Below are 16,482 nucleotides of genomic sequence, written 5' to 3' on the forward strand. Positions count from 1 at the left end.
CAGCAGCAGACGATCCCTTTTCGCGCAGCAGGAGGAACCCGGTCGCCCGCTCCTCGGCCCGGTCGACTGCACGGTGCCCCGTACTCGGCGTACGTTTTCCCCGGCGTTCACCGGCGGCCGGCGCCGGAGCACGACCCACCACGTACGTGAGGAGCCTTTATGATCTTCATCACCGCCAAATTCCGTGTCCGCCCCGAAGACGCGGACCGGTGGCCGGAGATCGTCGCCGATTTCACGGCAGCCACCCGCGCCGAACCCGGCTGCCAGTTCTTCGACTGGTCCAGGAGTGTCGAGGATCCGACGGAGTACGTGCTGGTCGAGGCGTTCCGCGACGACGAGGCCGGCGCGGCCCACGTCCAGTCCGCCCACTTCAAGGCCGCGCAGCGGACCCTGCCGCCCCACCTGGCCGCGACACCGCGCATTGTGAACATGAACATCCCGCAGGACGACTGGTCGCTGCTCGGCGAGCTGGCCGTCGACTGACATTCCCCGAGGCGAAGCGCGATCCGTGGGGCCGCAGAGACGGTACCCGGGACGCGGTCGAATCCGGCACTCGGTCCCGACCGGCCGGGGTCTCGGTCCGGGTGACCCGGGCGGCGCGTGATCGTGCCGCTTACGCACCCGGCGCCCCGGCCTCATATGCTCGGGGCATCCATTCGATTCCACAGGAGCAGAGCAATGAGCCAGAACGTCTTTTTCGAGGTCACCGCTGACGGCGAGCCGCTCGGCCGTATCGAGTTCAAGCTCTTCGACGACGTCGTCCCGAAGACCGCGCAGAACTTCCGTGAGCTGGCCACCGGCGAGCACGGCTACGGCTACAAGGGCTCCCCGTTCCACCGGGTCATCCCGGACTTCATGCTCCAGGGCGGTGACTTCACCAACCAGAACGGCACCGGCGGCAAGAGCATCTACGGTGAGAAGTTCGCCGACGAGAACTTCAAGCTCAAGCACACCAAGCCGGGCCTGCTGTCCATGGCCAACGCCGGCCCGAACACCAACGGCTCGCAGTTCTTCGTCACCACCATCGTCACCAGCTGGCTGGACGGCAAGCACGTCGTGTTCGGCGAGGTCGTCGAGGGCATGGACGTGGTGAAGGCGATCGAGACGCTCGGCAGCCGTTCCGGCGCCACCTCCAAGGAGATCATCGTCTCCGACTGCGGCACTGTCTGAGGACCTGCCGCTCTGGTGAGGCAGGCAGCGGGGCCGTCGCGCCCCGGCGCCTCCTGACGTCGGCGTCCGCGGCTCCATCGTGGGCCGCGACGGACACAGCCGCCTCGGCCCCGCCTCCCGGTCAGGACCGGGAGGCGGGGCCGGCCGACGTCACGGACCGCTCCCCGACGCTACGCCACACGGCCCAAGGACTGCGCCCGGACGCAGACTGACAGGCAGCGGGCCCCGCCGGCGGAACGCTCCTGCCCGAGGTCGTGGAATTGACCGGTGTTTCCCGTACCGAATTGCACTCTCCGGTGGGTCTTTCGCCTTCATACAGTGGTGATCACAACGACGGCGCACCCGCTGCACAGCCGAAGGGGACACCACCATGAACAGCAAGAACGTCGAATTCCGGGCCCTTCTCACCCGCGCCGCGAAGGCCGAGACCTCCGCCGACCCCAGCAGTGTGATGACCCTCCTGGCCGACGCCGACGGGCCGGGCGGCGGGTTCACGACGTACCGTTCCACGTTCACCGAGGGAGCCGTCGGTGCTCCTGCACACTTCCACACCAAGGCCACGGAGCTCTTCTTCGTGATCAGTGGATCCCTTCAGGTCCTGGTGGGCGACGACATCACGCTCCTCGACGCCGGCGACTTCCTCGCCGTGCCCCCGCACACCCCGCACGCGTTCGCCGCGGCTCCCGGCTGCACCGCCGACGTGCTGTTCACCTTCACGCCCGGCATGGCCCGCTTCGACTACCTGCGGCTGCTCGGCAGGGTGATGCGCGGCGAGAGCGACCCGAAGGAGATCGCGGAGTCCTCCGAGCGTTACGACAACCACTACGTCGACAGCCCCGCGTGGCGGGACGCGCTCGCCGCGTCGTGACGGGGCGGAGCGCCCGGCGAAGGGCGTAAACCACTTGAGCGGGGCCCTCGGGCCGTCCATGATTCACCGTTCGTGACGACATCGAAGCAGACGACGGCGAAGCAACTGCTGGTCCGGGCCGCCGCCCGCAACAACGCCGAGTGGTGCGCGGCGGTGAGCCGATCGCACGGTCTGGCAAGCGAGTTCGGCCGGCACGCCTGGACCGCTGCGGCCCGCACGCCGCTGTACTACCCCGATGCGGTGACGCTGCATCCGGACGCCGACCCGGCCGCGTTGACGGGCCGGATCGACACCGCCGCGCCTGGCGCCTCCGTCAAGGACAGCTTCGCCTGCCTCGATCTGGCAGAGGCCGGCTTCCATGTCCTGTTCGAGGCGCAGTGGATCCACCGCCCGGCGGGTGCACCGGCCGTCGCGTCGGATCTCCTGTGGGATGTGGCGGACGCCCCGGACACGCAGCGTGCCTGGGCGCTGGCGTGGGATCGCGGCGAGGGCGACGCCGGCCTCTTCCGGCCCGAACTGCTCGCCGATCCGGGCACGTTCATGCTCGCCGGACGCTCGGCCGACGGGAGTGTGGTCGCCGGAGCAGTCGCGAGCCGAAGCGACGAGGTCGTCGGCGTCTCCAACGTCTTCGCGGTGGACGGCGGCCCGGACCGGGCCTGGCCGGGCGTACTGGACGGGGTGCACCACCTGTTTCCCACCCTGCCGGTGGTCGGCTACGAGCACGGCGACGACCTGGCGTCCGCCGTGCGGCACGGCTTCGAACCGATCGGCCCGCTGCGGATCTGGCTGCACGGGTGACCGGCTTCAGCCGGGGACGTGGCGGGCGACCGGCGTGGCGCCCACGAACGACACGGCCGCCATGTCCACCTGGCCTTCGCGCCCCGTCCGTCGTGGCGCTGTCCGTCGCATGCGGCTCAGGCGTCCACCCGTCGCGAGGCCGGCCGAAGCGGGGGCTCGTGGCGCGAGTGCGCGCTGCGGCGCCCGGGGCCTTACTAGAATTCGGGGCATGGCGCCCACACCCACCAGGCGATTTCCGGGCGCCGACGCCCGGCACGAGGAAGGCCGCGACCATGCGTGAACTGGCCGACACTGCACGTCAGTGGGCGACCCAAGGCCGGCCAGGCGTCCTTGCCCGTCCCCTCGCCGAGCAGGGCTTCGGCCCGCGGCACCCCGCCGACGCGCTCCTGATCGACGAGGACGGCCGGTGCCACGGCACGCTGTACCGCGGCGCGTTCGACGAGTACTTGGCCGCGGAAGCCACTGCCCTTCCCGCGGGGCACACCGCGGGCGTGCGTACGGTGTCCGTCCACGACGACGGGGTGAAGCGGGCCGGTCTGACGTGCGGCGGGCAGGCCGAGATCCTGCTGCAGTCCCTCGACGCCGTTCCCGCCCGGTGGTGGGACCTGCTGGCCGAGGGTGCCGACGCGGCGCTCATCACCCACGTGGACGACAGCCGGACCCTGGCCGCCAGCACGGTGACGACACCCGATGCCCCGGGCACGGCCGACACGGGCAGCCCCGCGCAGGCGGTGGATCGCGCACGGGAGCTTCTCGCCCGCCGCAGGGCCGGCCGGGACACGCATGACGCCGACGACGGGCTCGTCCTCATCGAGACCTTCCCGGCCGTACCCCATCTCGTCATCGTCGGAGGGGGCGAGCTCGCCGACCTGCTGGTCGCGCAGGCGCGTCTGCTGGGCTGGGACGCCACGGTGGAGGCCGGCGCGCCGGAGACCGTCGGCCTGCTTGCCGGTCGACCGGCCGCCGCCTGCCTGGTCGTCCTCAGTCATGAACCGGATGTCGATGTCCCGGTCCTGTCCGCGGCGCTCACCACCGGCATCCCCTACGTGGGTGCGCTGGGCTCGCGCCGCACCCAGGCCCGCCGTGCCGCGGGGCTGATCAAGGCCGGCCTCGGCACGGAGCACCTCGACCGCATCCACGGACCGATCGGCCTCGACCTGGGTGCCCGCACCCCGGCCGAGACGGCTCTGGCCATCTGCGCGGAGGTGCTGGCCACACTGGACGGACGGGTGTGAGGGCTCCTTTTCCGATCGGCCGGATTTCCGTTCCCGGGGAATTCGGCCTCCTCTTCCAACTGCACTGCGCAAGCCAGAAATTCACCGCGGCTCTGGAAGGTCGCCCGACGCTTGCGCAAAGCATCGGCGTGGCGGTGACCAAGCGGAAGAGGATACTGGAGAGATCGGGTGGCCCCGGTCGGCCGAAGCTCGTCATACTGCTGTGGCGGAGGCAGCGATGTTCTACACCCCGTTGTGTGAACTGCTCGGCATTGAGACGCCCATCATCTGCGCCCCGTTCGGCCCCTGGGACGAAGTGGCCCTGGCTGCTTCCATGTGCACCACGGGCGGTCTCGGCAGCCTGGGCACCGCGGCTCGGACCGTGCCTGAGCTGAGGGCTCAGTGGTCCCGATTGCGCCGGCTGACCGATCGCCCCTACGCGGTCAACCACACGACACGGCCCTTCGACGAGGAAGCCTTCGAGGCCACGCTCCAGGACCGCCCCGCGGCCATCTCCTTCCACCTGGCGGTTCCCGAGGATCTGATCGAGCGGGCTCATGCTTCAGGAATCAAGTGGATCCAGCAGGTGACGGACGCTCGCCAGGCGGCTCAGGCGCTGGACGCAGGAGCCGACGTCCTCATCGCGCAAGGCGGCGAAGCCGGCGGCCACAGTGGCGACGTGAGCACCATGGTGCTGGTCCCGCAGGTCGTCGACATGGCAGGCGACACTCCGGTCGTCGCCGCCGGCGGCATCGCGGACGGGCGCGGCGTCGCCGCGGCGTTCGTTCTGGGGGCCCAGGGGGTCTCGATGGGCACGCGCTTCCTCGCCTCCACCGAGATGAACATTTCCGACGACTGGAAACAGCGGATTGTCCGGGCGGACGCCGTGGACGCCGTGAAGGCCCTCAACAGCGAACGGATCCTGCCGCCCTACTCGCGTCCCGGCAGCTACGGCGTCCCCCGTGCGCTGCGTACCCATCTGGTGGATACCCTGCGTGATCATCCTGAGCAAGTGAACCCCGAGGACACTGTTCCGCTTTTGATGGAGGCCATCAAACACGGGCGCGGCGACGAGTATCTTCCGTTCACGGGCCAATCCGCCGCACTCGTCCACGACATTCTTCCCGCGAGCGATATTCTGCACGGCATCCTGCACGAAGCAGAGGCGATCCTCGCGGCAACTGCAGGACTCGCGGACAGCCCTGCTCCGAAGTGAACTCGGCCTGGCGTTCAGGGCGTACGGCAATGTCCGCTGTGCGTGCGTCCCAGGGCGCCGAGTGCCCGGCCCTGGGCGACCAGTGGTATCGCGAGACATGAGTGGATGCCGACACTGGCCAGGACGGCGGCGGCCGCGGCATCACGCGCGATGCGCGCCAGGTCACACTCGTCCACGTGAGTCACCATGATCGGCTGACCGGTCCGTAGGCACTGGGTGGGCAGTTGGTCGGCTTCACGGCTGACGGGTCGATCGGCACCCGTGAACACCTCACGGCCTCGTCCCGTCAGACGTGCCCTTCGGCCGGGAAACCCGTCCACCGGAGCTCGGCGGGCAGATGACGCATGTCGTTGGAGACGAGCAGGGAGGCGGGCCGGTCCGGTGCGTAGCGGATGACGGTCAGCGCGGCGTTGGCGTGGTTGAGGCCGAGCCAGCGCCACTTGGGCGCGTACATGGCCTCCCTCACGAGCCAGGCGACGAGGAAGTTGTGGGTCACGACCAGTTCGTGCCGGGGCTCGTCGCCGTCCACCGGCCCGGTGAACCGGTCAAGCGCCTGACGAGCCAGAACAGGACCGCGCTCGCGCTCCTCCGCGGTGGCACCATCGAGAAAGCGGAGAAAGAAGTCGGCGTGCTCCGGCGGGAGTTCCTCCTTCTCGGGCAGGTAGGGGACGTAGTCGCCCGCGACCTCGGACGAGTGGAGCGAGACGTCGCTCAATTCGTCGCCGATGAGCCGTGCCGTCTGCTCCGCCCGCGCCGAGGGGCCGTGATGAACCGCGGCGAGGGGAACGTCCCGCAGCCGCCGGCCGAGCAAGGTGGCCTGCTTGCGGCCCGCTTCCGTCAACCCGCCCTCCTCCGACGACGCCTCGCCGTGACGGACGAGGTGGAGGTACCGCGTGGCAGTGCCGCTCATCGAATGCTCCTCACCCTGCTGCCGATCTTGTAGCCGGACAGACGTCGTGCGGCCGGGACCGGTTCCGTCGGCCGTCGCGGCCGTGCGCTCGCTCGTCGACCACGGCCGCCAGGTCCGTGAGGACCGGATGCGCGGTGACGTCCTTGAGGGACACCACGCGGTCCAGCGTGATGGCGAGCTTCACCGCGGACAGGGACGTGCCGCCGAGGTCGAAGAAGTGGTCGCGGCGTCCGATCCGCCCGGGCGAGAGGCGCAGGACCTGCGCCCAGGCCGCGGCCAGCCGACGCTCGGTCGGTGTGACCGGTGGCTCCCGGTCGTCCTCCGTGGTGGCGAGGTCCGCGGCCAGCGCCTCGAGCGCCTTCTTGTCGATCTTGCTGTTGGGCGTGAGCGGAAGGCTGTGGCGCCATTGGAAGGCCGAGGGAACCATGTAGGCGGGCAGTGACTCGGCCAGCCGGTCGGTCAGGATTGTGGTGTCGAGGAGTTGCGGGCCGGAGCAGAAGGCGACCAAGTGCGTGCTCCGGTCGGCGCGTTCGGTCACCACCACCGCCGCGTCGTGCACGCCGGGGACGCGGAGCAGGGCGTTCTCGATCTCGCCGATCTCGATCCGGAACCCGCGGATCTTGACCTGGGCGTCGCGGCGGCCGAGGAACTCCAGCTTCCCCGATGGGTGCCAGCGGCCGTGGTCGCCGCCGAGGTAGAGCCGGGTGTCTGCGCGGTGCGGATCGGCGAGGTAGGCCGCTCGGGTGCGTTCGGGGTCGTTGACGTAGCCGCGGCCGACACAGACCCCGGAGAACGCGATCAGGCCGGGGGCGCCCAGGGGCACCGGTAGGAGGTGTTCGTCGACGACGTACACGCGCACGTTGTTCACCGGAGGACCCAGGAGGATTCGGTCCGGCGCTTCGCGCATGACCTCGTGGTTCGTGTCGTCCGAGGTCTCGGTGAGCCCGTATGCGTTGACCAGTGCGATCCCGGGCTGGGCGGTGAACCAGCGTTCGGCGAGATCCTGCTTCAGCGCCTCTCCGGTGACGGACACGTACCGCAGGCCGGGCAGCGTACGGGGGCGTTGTTCGAGCTCGGTCAGAACCGCTTCGAGGTAGGACGGCACGACCTGGAGGACGGTGACCCCGCCGTCGGCGACGGTGTCGAGGAAGCGCGGCACATCGAGGACGGCGTCCTGTTCGACCAGCAGGGTCCGGCCTCCGACGAGCAGTGCCGAGATCAGCTGCCACAGGGAGATGTCGAAGCACTGCGGTGCGGTCTGGGCCACCACCTGCCCTTCGCCGATCTCGAGGTCGTCGATCTTGGCGTAGACGTGGTTGAGCATGCCTGCGTGTTCGCACATCGCGCCTTTGGGCTCGCCGGTCGAGCCGGAGGTGAAGTAGATGTAGGCGAGTTGATCGAGCCGTACGGGGACGCCTGGATCGTTGTCGGCATGGTCTTCTTCGTAAGCCGCCTCGGCGAAGACCCGCTCGACCCCGGGCAGGGTGTCGAGTGCCCGATCGAGCGTGGTGGTGCTCCCGGGTTCGGTCAGCACCAGGCGGCATTCGGCGCGGGAGAGCGTGGCGGCGATGCGTTCGGCGGGGAAGTGCGGCTCGACGGGAAGGTAGACGCCTCCGGCCTTGAAGACGGCGATCACCGAGGCGAGCCAGTCCAGGTTGCGTTCGGTCACCACCGCTACGACGCCTTCCCCGGTCAGCCCGCGGGCCGCCAGAGCGCGTGCCAGCCGGTTGGCGCGGGTGTTGAGCTCCGTGTAGGTCCACTGGCGGTCGCCGTGCACGGCCGCGACGGCGTCCGGATACTCGCGCACCCGCTGCTCGAACAGCTCGTGCACCGGCGCATCGGGCAACTCCCGCTCCGGTCCGGCCAGTCCGTCGAGCTGGTACCGCAGTTCTTGGCCGGACAGCAGACACTGGTGTGCGTGTCGGGCGTCGGGGTCGGCGACCAGGAGCGCGAGAGCGGTCAGGTGATAGCCGGCGATGCGAGCGGCGCAGGCGGCGTCGAGCACGTCGGTGCGGTAGCGCAGACGCAGGACGTGGCCGCCGTCGTGGTGACCGACGCCCACTCGGAGGACGGTGTCCTCGGTGAGGTCACCGTCGATCGCGGTCGGATCGAGAATGGTCTCGAACAGCGGTCCGGCCAGGACCAGTTCGTGCCGTAGCGCATCGATGCACTCGGTCGCGTCCTGCTGGTGGGACAGCACGTCCGCGACGATGTGCCGGGCGTGGTGGAGCAGTTCGCGCCAGCTCACGGGACCGGTGGTGAGCCGGCACGGCACCGGACCTGTTCCCGCGGCGACGTAGCCGGTGGTGATCTCCCGCTCGCCGGACAGTGCCGCGAGCACCTTGGCGTGCGCCGCCAGCAGGAGCGCACTGAGCGGCACCGCCGAATCGCTCGCCAGCATGCGCAGTGCGCGCACGGTGGCGTCGGGTACCGGTGTCTCGTACTCCCCCACCCCCGTGCCCGGGTCGGCGGCCCCGCGAGGCAGGGAGGTGAGGTTCCCGGACGTCAGAACCCCGCGCCAGTAGTCGCGGTCGGCCTGGCTGTGGTTCACCTGTGTTGTCATCGGAGTCTCCGTCGGTTCGGTGTCGGTGGGCGCGGGTTCAGTCGCTGCGGCCCGGAGTGGCATGGGCAGTGTCGGCTCATCGGCGGTCCTCGGGACGGGGGTGGCCGTCCGGCATCTCCCGGGCCGGATTGCCTCCCCACCGGGCGTGGGCGGGGACTTCCTCGCCCTTCATGAGGAAGGAGTCGGGAGCGAGTACGGCGCCGTCGTCGACGGTCACGCCGTAGTGGACGAAGGCTCCGACTCCCAAGGTGCAGCCGCTGCCGAGGGTGCTGCGGTCGGACTTGAAGGCGCCGTCCTCCTGCGAGTGGCACTGGATCACGGTCCCGGCGTTCAGCGTGCTGTCGTCGCCGACGGAGACGAGGGTGCGCTCCGGGAAGAAGCAGCCGTCGTCGAAGACCCGCTTGCCGATCCGGGCGCCCAGCAGCCGCCAGATCACGTTCTTGAAGGGAGTGCCGTCGAAGGCTTCGATGTAGTGGACCGAGGCCATCTTCCAGAAGCGTTCATGGCGCCAGAAGGAGGGCTCGTAGATCGAGCAGTACAGCGGCTTCTGGTCCTTGAATCCGGTGGATGCCCGTTCGATCAGAGCGAAGTGGACGACGGTGAACGCGAGGATGACGACGCCGGCCAGCGCGATGGCCGGTGCACCGAGCACGGGGTAGAGGTCGGCGGCGCCCATGGTGATGAGCGTGATCACGAAGAAGTGCACGAAACGCGCCAGCAGGTACAGGCCCGCGGTCACGGCGTTGTGCCTGTTCTTGGCGGCCAGGCGGCGGCGCAGCTCGTCGCCGGTCTGCAGGTGGCCGAACTGGTTGTCGCGCATCACCGTGCGCGGGATCTCGAAGCTGGGCGAGCCCAGCAGGCCCACGCCTTCGCGGACCGGTCCGTCGATGGGGACCATGACCTTCGTGGCGAGCAGGCAGTTGTCGCCGGTCCTGCCCTGCGACGGGTAGGCGATGCGGTTTCCGAGGAAGTTGCGGGGGCCGATGGATGTGCGGGACAGGCGGAAGGACGTGTTCGAGAGATCCACGTTCATGATCGACAGCCCGTCGGCGATCATGGTGCCGGTGCCGACGGAGCTCAGGTACGGGTTGTCGTGCCGCACTTCGGTGCCGAAGTTCGACCCGGTCTGCTCCACGTGGGAGAGGTCGTATCCGAGGTAGCGCAGGTAGTGGACGATGGCGGAACTGTCGCCGAAGAGGGTGGTGAAGAGCTTCCTGTTGGTGATCAGCTCGATCGCCCGCTGGATGCCGTAGTGGAATCCGTACAACGGATAGACCGTGCCTGGTCTGATGGCGCGGTTGAGCAGGCGCGGCACGACGCCCACGGCGACGAGACCGGCCAGCAGGGAACCGAAGAAGACGACCACGGACACGGCCAGGGCGTAGGTGTAGAACTCCCGGCTGGTGAAGCCGGCTTGCTGTGGGGCGAGGAGTTCACGCAATTGCGGGGCACCGGCGAACAGGATGCTCAGGCCGCCCAGCGCGAGAGGCAGGTACACCGTCAGCAGAGTCAGGAGCTGCAGGACTCCGTAGGTGGTCCTCTTCGACGTGGGGCAGTCGGTGGGGTCGACCGTCCGGTAGTCCACGTCGGTGGGCTGCGCGGGCGAGCCGTGCCAACGTTCACCGGCGGGCACCACCTGGCCGGAGTGCAGGGAGGAGGCATGGCCCAGCTGAGTGCCGTCGCCCATCGAGGTCTCGATGTCGAGCACGGTGTGCTCGCTGACGAGCACGTCGCTGCCGAGGCCGACCGGGCCGGTCTGGATCACACCGGCGTGAGCGCGGTAGCAGGACAGGAGCACGTCCTTGCGGATGACGGTGCCGTCCCCGACGGTGAGCAGGTCGGTACAGACGGGTGTCGACCGGGTGAGGATCGTGACGCCCTTGCCGATGCGTGCGCCGAGGGCCCTGAGGTAGAGCACGTAGAGCGGCGAGCCGACGAAGAGGCGCAGGGGGCTGGTGCGGATCAGGGTCTTGACGATCCAGAAACGCAGATAGGCCGTGCCCCACAGGGGGAATGTGCCGGAGCGCCAACGGCCGACGAGCGTCCATTTGACCGCGATCGGGACGGCGCAAAGGCCCAGGAAGGACAGGACGGCGAAGAGGACCGACCGCAGATAGATGTCGGGCAGACCCGACCCCGCTGAGATCCACTCGTATCCCTCCACGGCCACGAGCGCGGCGAGGCAGGAGTGACCCAGGAAGAACAGGAGTTGCAGTGCCCCGCAGAGGACATAGCGCCGTGTGACGGCCGCTCCCCTCGACTCAGGCGGCGCGGGGGCGGCGGTCGGCGTCCGCGGCGACGGCGTCACCGTGTCCGCTGCCGACACCTCCGTATCGGCAGCCGACGTCTCCGTATCCACGGCCGACGCCTGCGCGGGTGAGACCGGCGCGGGGGCGGGGGCCGGCGTGACGTCGGCCGACGCGGTGGCCAGGCTCCGGAGTGTGGGGTGCCGGTAGATGTCCTTCATCGACACCGTGGGCAGGTCCGCCCGTTTCCGGACCCGTGCGCAGAACTGGGCCATGACCAGGGAGTCGGCTCCCAGGTCGTGGAAGAAGTGGCTGTCGGCCGGCACCTGCTCGGCGCGCAGAACGCCCGCGAGCACCTCGGCCAGCAGCACCGCGGTGGCGGCGGCCGGGCCGGTGTCCCCTCTGTCCTGGACGGTCGTGACACCGGCCGGATCGGACGTCGAGACCTCGACGGATTTCCCTGACACATGAGCTCCCTGGGGAAGTTTCGGCGAATGCCGATCGGTTGGCGCGGATTCGTCACGCCCGCCTTTCCAGTAGGCCCGGCCAGGCAATTTCTGTCCCGCCCCTGAATGTCGGATCTTGACAGGAGATATTCACCTTGATATTGCGAGGCATTCGGCGGGCGCCTTCACTCATTCCCTACGCTCCGTGCGCGAGGTGCAATTCTCCGTGCACGCGGTGACCCATCGCCGCCGCACACCGCAGGCGGGGGCTTCTCTCCCAGGCGAAAGCCTTCGTCGCGTGACATGAACCCCGCGACGTGGGCACCGACGCGGCTTCGGCAACCGGCTCCAGCCGCCTCCTTCGCCTTTCGCCGGGCATCAGCCGCTTCGTGTACGCGTAAACACGTCGGACGTCAAGCCCCGAATTTCTGTGACGTGACCGGAAAACCGGACTCAGGCGTACTGGAGAGGTCCCGCCGAGTCGAAACTGTCCGCCGGATTCTTCCCTCGCCAAGACGCGATCAACGGCCAGGAAGGGCTCCGCCCACAGCCGAGGAGATGACCATGCCCGTCATATCTGTTCCCCAGGATTTCAACGAGGACGACCTCTACGTCGATCTTGAGGGACTGGTCGGGCACCCGCTGTTCCTGAAGTGCGAGGGCTTCAACTTCGCCGGCTCGATCAAACTCAAGGCAGCCACCGAAATGGTCGAGGCCGCCGAACGCGACGGTCTGCTGACGCCGGACTCCGTCCTGGTCGAGTCCTCCTCGGGCAATCTCGGCGTGGCGCTGAGCATGATCGCGGCCAGCAGGGGCTACCGGTTCGTCTGCGTGACCGACCCCCGCTGCAACCTGTCGACCAGGCTGACGATGGAGGCGCTGGGGGCGGAGGTCCATGTCATCACCGAGCCCGACCCCGTCACCGGATTTCTCGGCGCCCGCATCGACCACGTCCACGCGCTGTGCGCCTCCGACGAACGCCATGTGTGGCTCAACCAGTACGCCAATCCCGGCAACGGTCTGGCCCACTACCGGCGGACCGCCCCGGCCATCGCCCGGCAGTTCCCCGACCTGGACGTGCTGTTCGTCGGTGCCGGAACGACCGGCACGCTGATGGGCTGCGCGCGCTACTTCCGCGAGTGGCACCGGCCCGTGCGCATCGTGGCCGTCGACAGCGTCGGCTCGGTGACCTTCGGAGACGCCCCGGCCCGACGGCTGATCCCGGGCCTGGGCACGAGCCGGCGCCCCGAGCTGCTCGACGAGTCCCTCGTCGACGACGTGGTCCACGTGTCGGAGCCCGACACCATCCGGGCCTGTCACCGGCTGGCCGGGCGCGGTTTCCTGTTCGGGGGCTCCACCGGGACGGTGGTCAGTGGCGCGACGCAGTGGCTCGCCCGGCAGGAAGGACGGAGACTGACCGCGGTGGCCATCGCCCCCGATCTGGGTGAGCGGTACCTGGAGACCGTCTACCAGACCGACTGGGTCCGGCACCTGTACGGCGAGGACGCCTTGGACACACAGGTGCCGACGACCACCTCCCGGGCAGCGTGACACCCGCCCTCGGCACCTCACGCTCACCCCTCCGGCCGTGGCCGGGGACTCCCCTTTGCCGGATCAGGGCTTCAGAACCCCGGCGTGGCGCAGCTGTACAGTCGTCGCTGATCAGCGTGCCGCGAGAGGCGGTTGCGTGGGGTCTTGGAGGAATGCGCACAGATGTGGTCCGTAGTCGACGACGCCGAGCGAGCCCAGTGGGACTTCGTACCGTTCGAGGCGGTCGGCCCGCTTCGGTTCGGCATGGCATCGAGGAAGTGGCCACGGCGATGGACGCACAAGGCTTCGTCAGCTCTTATTCCTACATGGGCCCGCCGCACGGTGCTCTGACGCAGGACGCCGGCTTTCACTCCAAGGACGCACCGCTGTACATGGGCGACGAGGCCGTCACGGCCTACTGCAGGAAGTCCGGTGCACTGGCCGCCGTCGCAGTTGACGCCTTGCGTGGCCCGCAAGTCTCCCTCGACGGGCTCCGCCTGATCGGCCGGGTGCCGTCTGAACTTTCGGAACAGCTCCATGGATACGCGGAGGACCGCGGCATGGTGGACATGGTCTCCGTCGATGGCGATCCGCGATCGGAAGAACTCGGACTGCTGATACGGGTCCAGCGAGCCGGCGACATCCTCCTGACGAGAGCCTTCTTCGTCGCCGAGTTTCAGGACTGGGCCAACACGCTGCACGACTGCGTTCCGGTCCATGAGTGGGACATTCGGTGATGCCGAACCGGTGACACCTGCTCCGCTGCGCCTCTGCGACTTCGCCAACACCGGTGCAGCTCAAGGCAGTTCCATGCCAACGTTGTCAGATCTGACTGGTCTACACCCTTGACTGGTACAGACCAAAGCGGTTGAGTGTGGCTCCACACCCCCCACCGCGGCCGCCCCGGACGCCGTGACCGGTCCTTCGGCACGTGCGCACAAGGCTCTGCCTTGCGTCCGGTGCGGCCTGGCCGCAAAGGATCTGATTCCGTGTCGAAGCGACGCCTCTCCGCGCTCATGGCCGCCCTCGTCGTCGGAACCGCCGCGCCGGTGCTGCTGCCGGCCGCAGGCGCTTCCGCCGCATCGTGTTCGAGCTACCCGAACTGGGTGGCCGGCACGTCGTACGTCACCGGCAACATCGTCCGGTACACCGACGGCAAGGCCTACATAGCCGAGCACGACAACCCGGGCTACGACCCCACCATCAGCACCTGGTACTGGGAGCCCTACGCCTGCGACAGCGGCCCCACGAATCCGTCCGACGGCTTCGTCGTCAGCGAAGCGCAGTTCAACCAGATGTTCCCGAACCGGAATTCGTTCTACACCTACAGCGGCCTCAAGGCCGCGCTGAGTTCGTACCCCGGCTTCGCCAACACCGGCAGCGACACGGTCAAGAAGCAGGAGGCCGCGGCCTTCCTCGCCAACGTCAGCCATGAGACCGGCGGGTTGGTGTACGTGGTGGAGCAGAACACCGCCAACTACCCGCACTACTGCGACTGGAGCCAGCCCTACGGCTGTCCCGCGGGCCAGTCCGCCTACTACGGGCGCGGCCCCATCCAGCTCAGCTGGAACTTCAACTACAAGGCGGCGGGCGACGCTCTGGGCATCGACCTGCTCCACAACCCCAACCTCGTGCAGACCGACGCCTCCGTGGCCTGGAAGACCGGGCTCTGGTACTGGAACACGCAGTCGGGCCCCGGCACGATGACGCCGCACAACGCGATGGTCAACAGCGCAGGCTTCGGGCAGACGATCCGCAGCATCAACGGCTCCCTGGAGTGCGACGGCAAGAACCCGGCACAGGTGCAGAGCCGGGTGGACGCCTACCAGCGGTTCGTGCAGATCCTGGGCACTTCGGCGGGCGCCAACCTGTACTGCTGATCGACGCCGCGGGGGCGCCCCGGCCGCCCCCGCGGCGGTCGGCGCACCTGTGCTGCGACGTTCGAGGGAACGGCGCATGTCGCGAAGCGGGGGCGGCGGATTCGGCTCGTAGCTTCGTCTGCCGTGACCTACCTGTCGAGTGATCGCGCATCCGGCCCCACCCGCCGCACCGCTCTGGCCGGGATCGTCGGCGGGGCGGGGGCCGCACTGGCGGCCCCCGGGTGCACCTCGTCGGACACGTCGCTCGCCTCGGCGCCCACTCCCGGCCGTACCGCATCGGCCCCCGCCGTCCTGACGGTCGGTCCCACGCCCGGCGCCATGACTCTTTTCGAGGACGCCGCGTTCAATTTCAACGGGCTTCTCGCGCTCGGCGCCTCCGGCTACGGTGCCGCCGAGGTGGGCGAGGTACTGACGGCCGTCAACACGATCAACAAGTCCGGCCTCTCGGCGCAGTCCTATACGCAGGCCTTCACGAAACTCGGCGATCAGCTGATGAAGGCACCCCAGGGCGGTGAGCCGGACAGGGAGACCACCCGCTTCCGCGCCCTGCGGGCCTCCCAGTACTACGGCCAGGCGCTGTTCTTCGTCCTCGGATCCGACGATCCCGGCAGCGAGGAACAGCTGTACCGGGCCGGGCGCAAGGCCTGGGACACGTTCTGCAGGCTGTCCGACCCGGCACCGGTGACGGCGAACGTCCCGTACGGAAAGACCCCGCTGCCGGTGTGGTTCTTCCGGCCGGACGCGTCCGGCGAACGGCGCCCCACCGTGATTCTCACCAACGGCAGCGACGGGCAGAACGTCGACATGTGGACCTACGGTGTCGCCGCCGCGCTGGAGCGGGGCTGGAACGCACTGGTGTACGACGGGCCCGGCCAGGGACAGCTGCTCTTCGTGGACCGTGTGGTGTTCACACCGCGCTGGGAGAAGGTGGTGACGCCGCTCGTCGACTGGCTGACGGCCCGCCGGGACGTGGAGGCGGGGAAGATCGCCCTCACCGGGCTGAGCATGGCCGGTGATCTCGCACCGCGAGCCGCCGCCTTCGAGAAGAGGATCGCCGCCCTGGTCGCGATGCCTGGAGTCCTCACGCCCTGGCTGGGCTTTCCCTCCGAGATCCGGGAGATCCTCACCCCGGACGAGGCGAAGACCAACGACACCTGGAACAAGGAGGTCGTCCCCGCACTGTCGCCGTCGGATGCCGCGACGCTGAAGAAGCGCATGGAACCCTTCTCCGTGGCGGCGATGCTCGACGCCCGCGCGGGCAGGATGTTCACGGACTTCTACACCCCGGCCAAGCTCATCGAGTCGCTCGACATCACCGACGTCGTCGGCCGCATCACGACGCCCACGCTGGTCCTCGACTACGAGGACGAGCAGTTCTATCCCGGCCAGCCGCACCAGATGTTCGAGAAGCTGACGGCACCCAAGGACTACGTGAAACTGACCGCCGCCACCGGTGCGCAGTTGCACTGCTCCCCGATGGCCCCGCAGCAGCACTGCGAGGTCGTCTTCGACTGGCTGGAGGGCAAGCTGTCCGGCAGCTGACGCCGCCCGCGCCGTCGCCGCGGCACGAGTCGCGCGGACCGGCGCCGTCGACCTCGGACAGGGCCGGACGGAACGTGCGGATCTCTGTTCCAATGACGC

At 69.0% G+C, this 16,482-nt stretch carries 14 protein-coding genes; 10 read left to right on the plus strand and 4 right to left on the minus strand.

The window, feature by feature from the left end; all coding sequences use genetic code 11:
• The first annotated feature begins 159 nt into the window (after nucleotides 1–159).
• The 6 genes from ACZ4IF_RS17055 (at nucleotide 160) to ACZ4IF_RS17080 (ending at nucleotide 5,266) form a co-directional block, all read left to right on the plus strand.
• Nucleotides 160–483, plus strand: a complete 324-nt coding sequence (locus tag ACZ4IF_RS17055) for a putative quinol monooxygenase (protein WP_467563609.1) — start codon at nucleotides 160–162, stop codon at nucleotides 481–483.
• A 195-nt stretch (nucleotides 484–678) separates the two neighbouring features.
• Complete coding sequence (locus ACZ4IF_RS17060; RefSeq protein WP_467563611.1) at nucleotides 679–1,170, plus strand: peptidylprolyl isomerase; 492 nt, start codon at nucleotides 679–681, stop codon at nucleotides 1,168–1,170.
• Nucleotides 1,171–1,540: 370 nt separating this feature from the next.
• A complete protein-coding gene (locus ACZ4IF_RS17065) occupies nucleotides 1,541–2,038 on the plus strand; it encodes a cupin domain-containing protein (protein WP_467563613.1) in 498 nt (165 codons plus the stop codon).
• Between the two features lie 72 nt (nucleotides 2,039–2,110).
• Nucleotides 2,111–2,836, plus strand: a complete 726-nt coding sequence (locus ACZ4IF_RS17070) for a hypothetical protein (protein WP_467563615.1) — start codon at nucleotides 2,111–2,113, stop codon at nucleotides 2,834–2,836.
• 272 nt (nucleotides 2,837–3,108) lie between these two features.
• Nucleotides 3,109–4,071, plus strand: a complete 963-nt coding sequence (locus ACZ4IF_RS17075; protein WP_467563617.1) for an XdhC family protein — start codon at nucleotides 3,109–3,111, stop codon at nucleotides 4,069–4,071.
• Between the two features lie 217 nt (nucleotides 4,072–4,288).
• Complete coding sequence (locus ACZ4IF_RS17080) at nucleotides 4,289–5,266, plus strand: NAD(P)H-dependent flavin oxidoreductase (RefSeq protein WP_467563619.1); 978 nt, start codon at nucleotides 4,289–4,291, stop codon at nucleotides 5,264–5,266.
• Nucleotides 5,267–5,280: 14 nt separating this feature from the next.
• Here ACZ4IF_RS17080 and ACZ4IF_RS17085 read toward each other — a convergent pair whose 3' ends face one another.
• The 4 genes from ACZ4IF_RS17085 to ACZ4IF_RS17100 form a co-directional block, all read right to left on the minus strand.
• Nucleotides 5,281–5,586, minus strand: coding sequence for a GAF domain-containing protein (locus ACZ4IF_RS17085; RefSeq protein WP_467563621.1), 306 nt, complete (start codon nucleotides 5,584–5,586; stop codon nucleotides 5,281–5,283).
• On the minus strand, nucleotides 5,553–6,176 hold the full coding sequence (locus tag ACZ4IF_RS17090; RefSeq protein WP_467563623.1) for a histidine phosphatase family protein: 624 nt from the start codon (nucleotides 6,174–6,176) through the stop codon (nucleotides 5,553–5,555). Before ACZ4IF_RS17090 ends, ACZ4IF_RS17085 begins: the two co-directional genes overlap by 34 nt.
• A gap of 10 nt (nucleotides 6,177–6,186) precedes the next feature.
• Nucleotides 6,187–8,739 carry a non-ribosomal peptide synthetase gene (locus ACZ4IF_RS17095; RefSeq protein WP_467563625.1) on the minus strand — a complete coding sequence of 851 codons (2,553 nt, stop codon included), beginning with the start codon at nucleotides 8,737–8,739 and terminating at the stop codon, nucleotides 6,187–6,189.
• A gap of 76 nt (nucleotides 8,740–8,815) precedes the next feature.
• The gene (locus ACZ4IF_RS17100) at nucleotides 8,816–11,452 is read right to left on the minus strand and encodes a Pls/PosA family non-ribosomal peptide synthetase (protein WP_467563627.1); all 2,637 of its coding nucleotides are present in this window, start codon (nucleotides 11,450–11,452) and stop codon (nucleotides 8,816–8,818) included.
• Nucleotides 11,453–11,995: 543 nt separating this feature from the next.
• Between ACZ4IF_RS17100 and sbnA the strand changes: the two genes are divergently transcribed.
• The 4 genes from sbnA (at nucleotide 11,996) to ACZ4IF_RS17120 (ending at nucleotide 16,383) form a co-directional block, all read left to right on the plus strand.
• Nucleotides 11,996–12,982: a 2,3-diaminopropionate biosynthesis protein SbnA gene (gene sbnA, locus ACZ4IF_RS17105; protein ID WP_467563629.1), complete on the plus strand. Its 987-nt coding sequence runs from the start codon at nucleotides 11,996–11,998 to the stop codon at nucleotides 12,980–12,982.
• Between the two features lie 257 nt (nucleotides 12,983–13,239).
• Entirely contained in the window at nucleotides 13,240–13,698 is a 459-nt protein-coding gene (locus ACZ4IF_RS17110; protein WP_467563631.1) for a hypothetical protein, read from the plus strand.
• A 252-nt stretch (nucleotides 13,699–13,950) separates the two neighbouring features.
• Nucleotides 13,951–14,841 (plus strand): glycoside hydrolase family 19 protein, encoded by an 891-nt coding sequence (locus tag ACZ4IF_RS17115; protein ID WP_467563633.1) that lies wholly within the window; start codon nucleotides 13,951–13,953, stop codon nucleotides 14,839–14,841.
• Nucleotides 14,842–14,964: 123 nt separating this feature from the next.
• Entirely contained in the window at nucleotides 14,965–16,383 is a 1,419-nt protein-coding gene (locus ACZ4IF_RS17120; RefSeq protein ID WP_467563635.1) for an alpha/beta hydrolase family protein, read from the plus strand.
• The last annotated feature ends 99 nt before the right edge of the window (nucleotides 16,384–16,482 follow it).

The organism is Streptomyces sp. NPDC025784, from assembly GCF_055558435.1.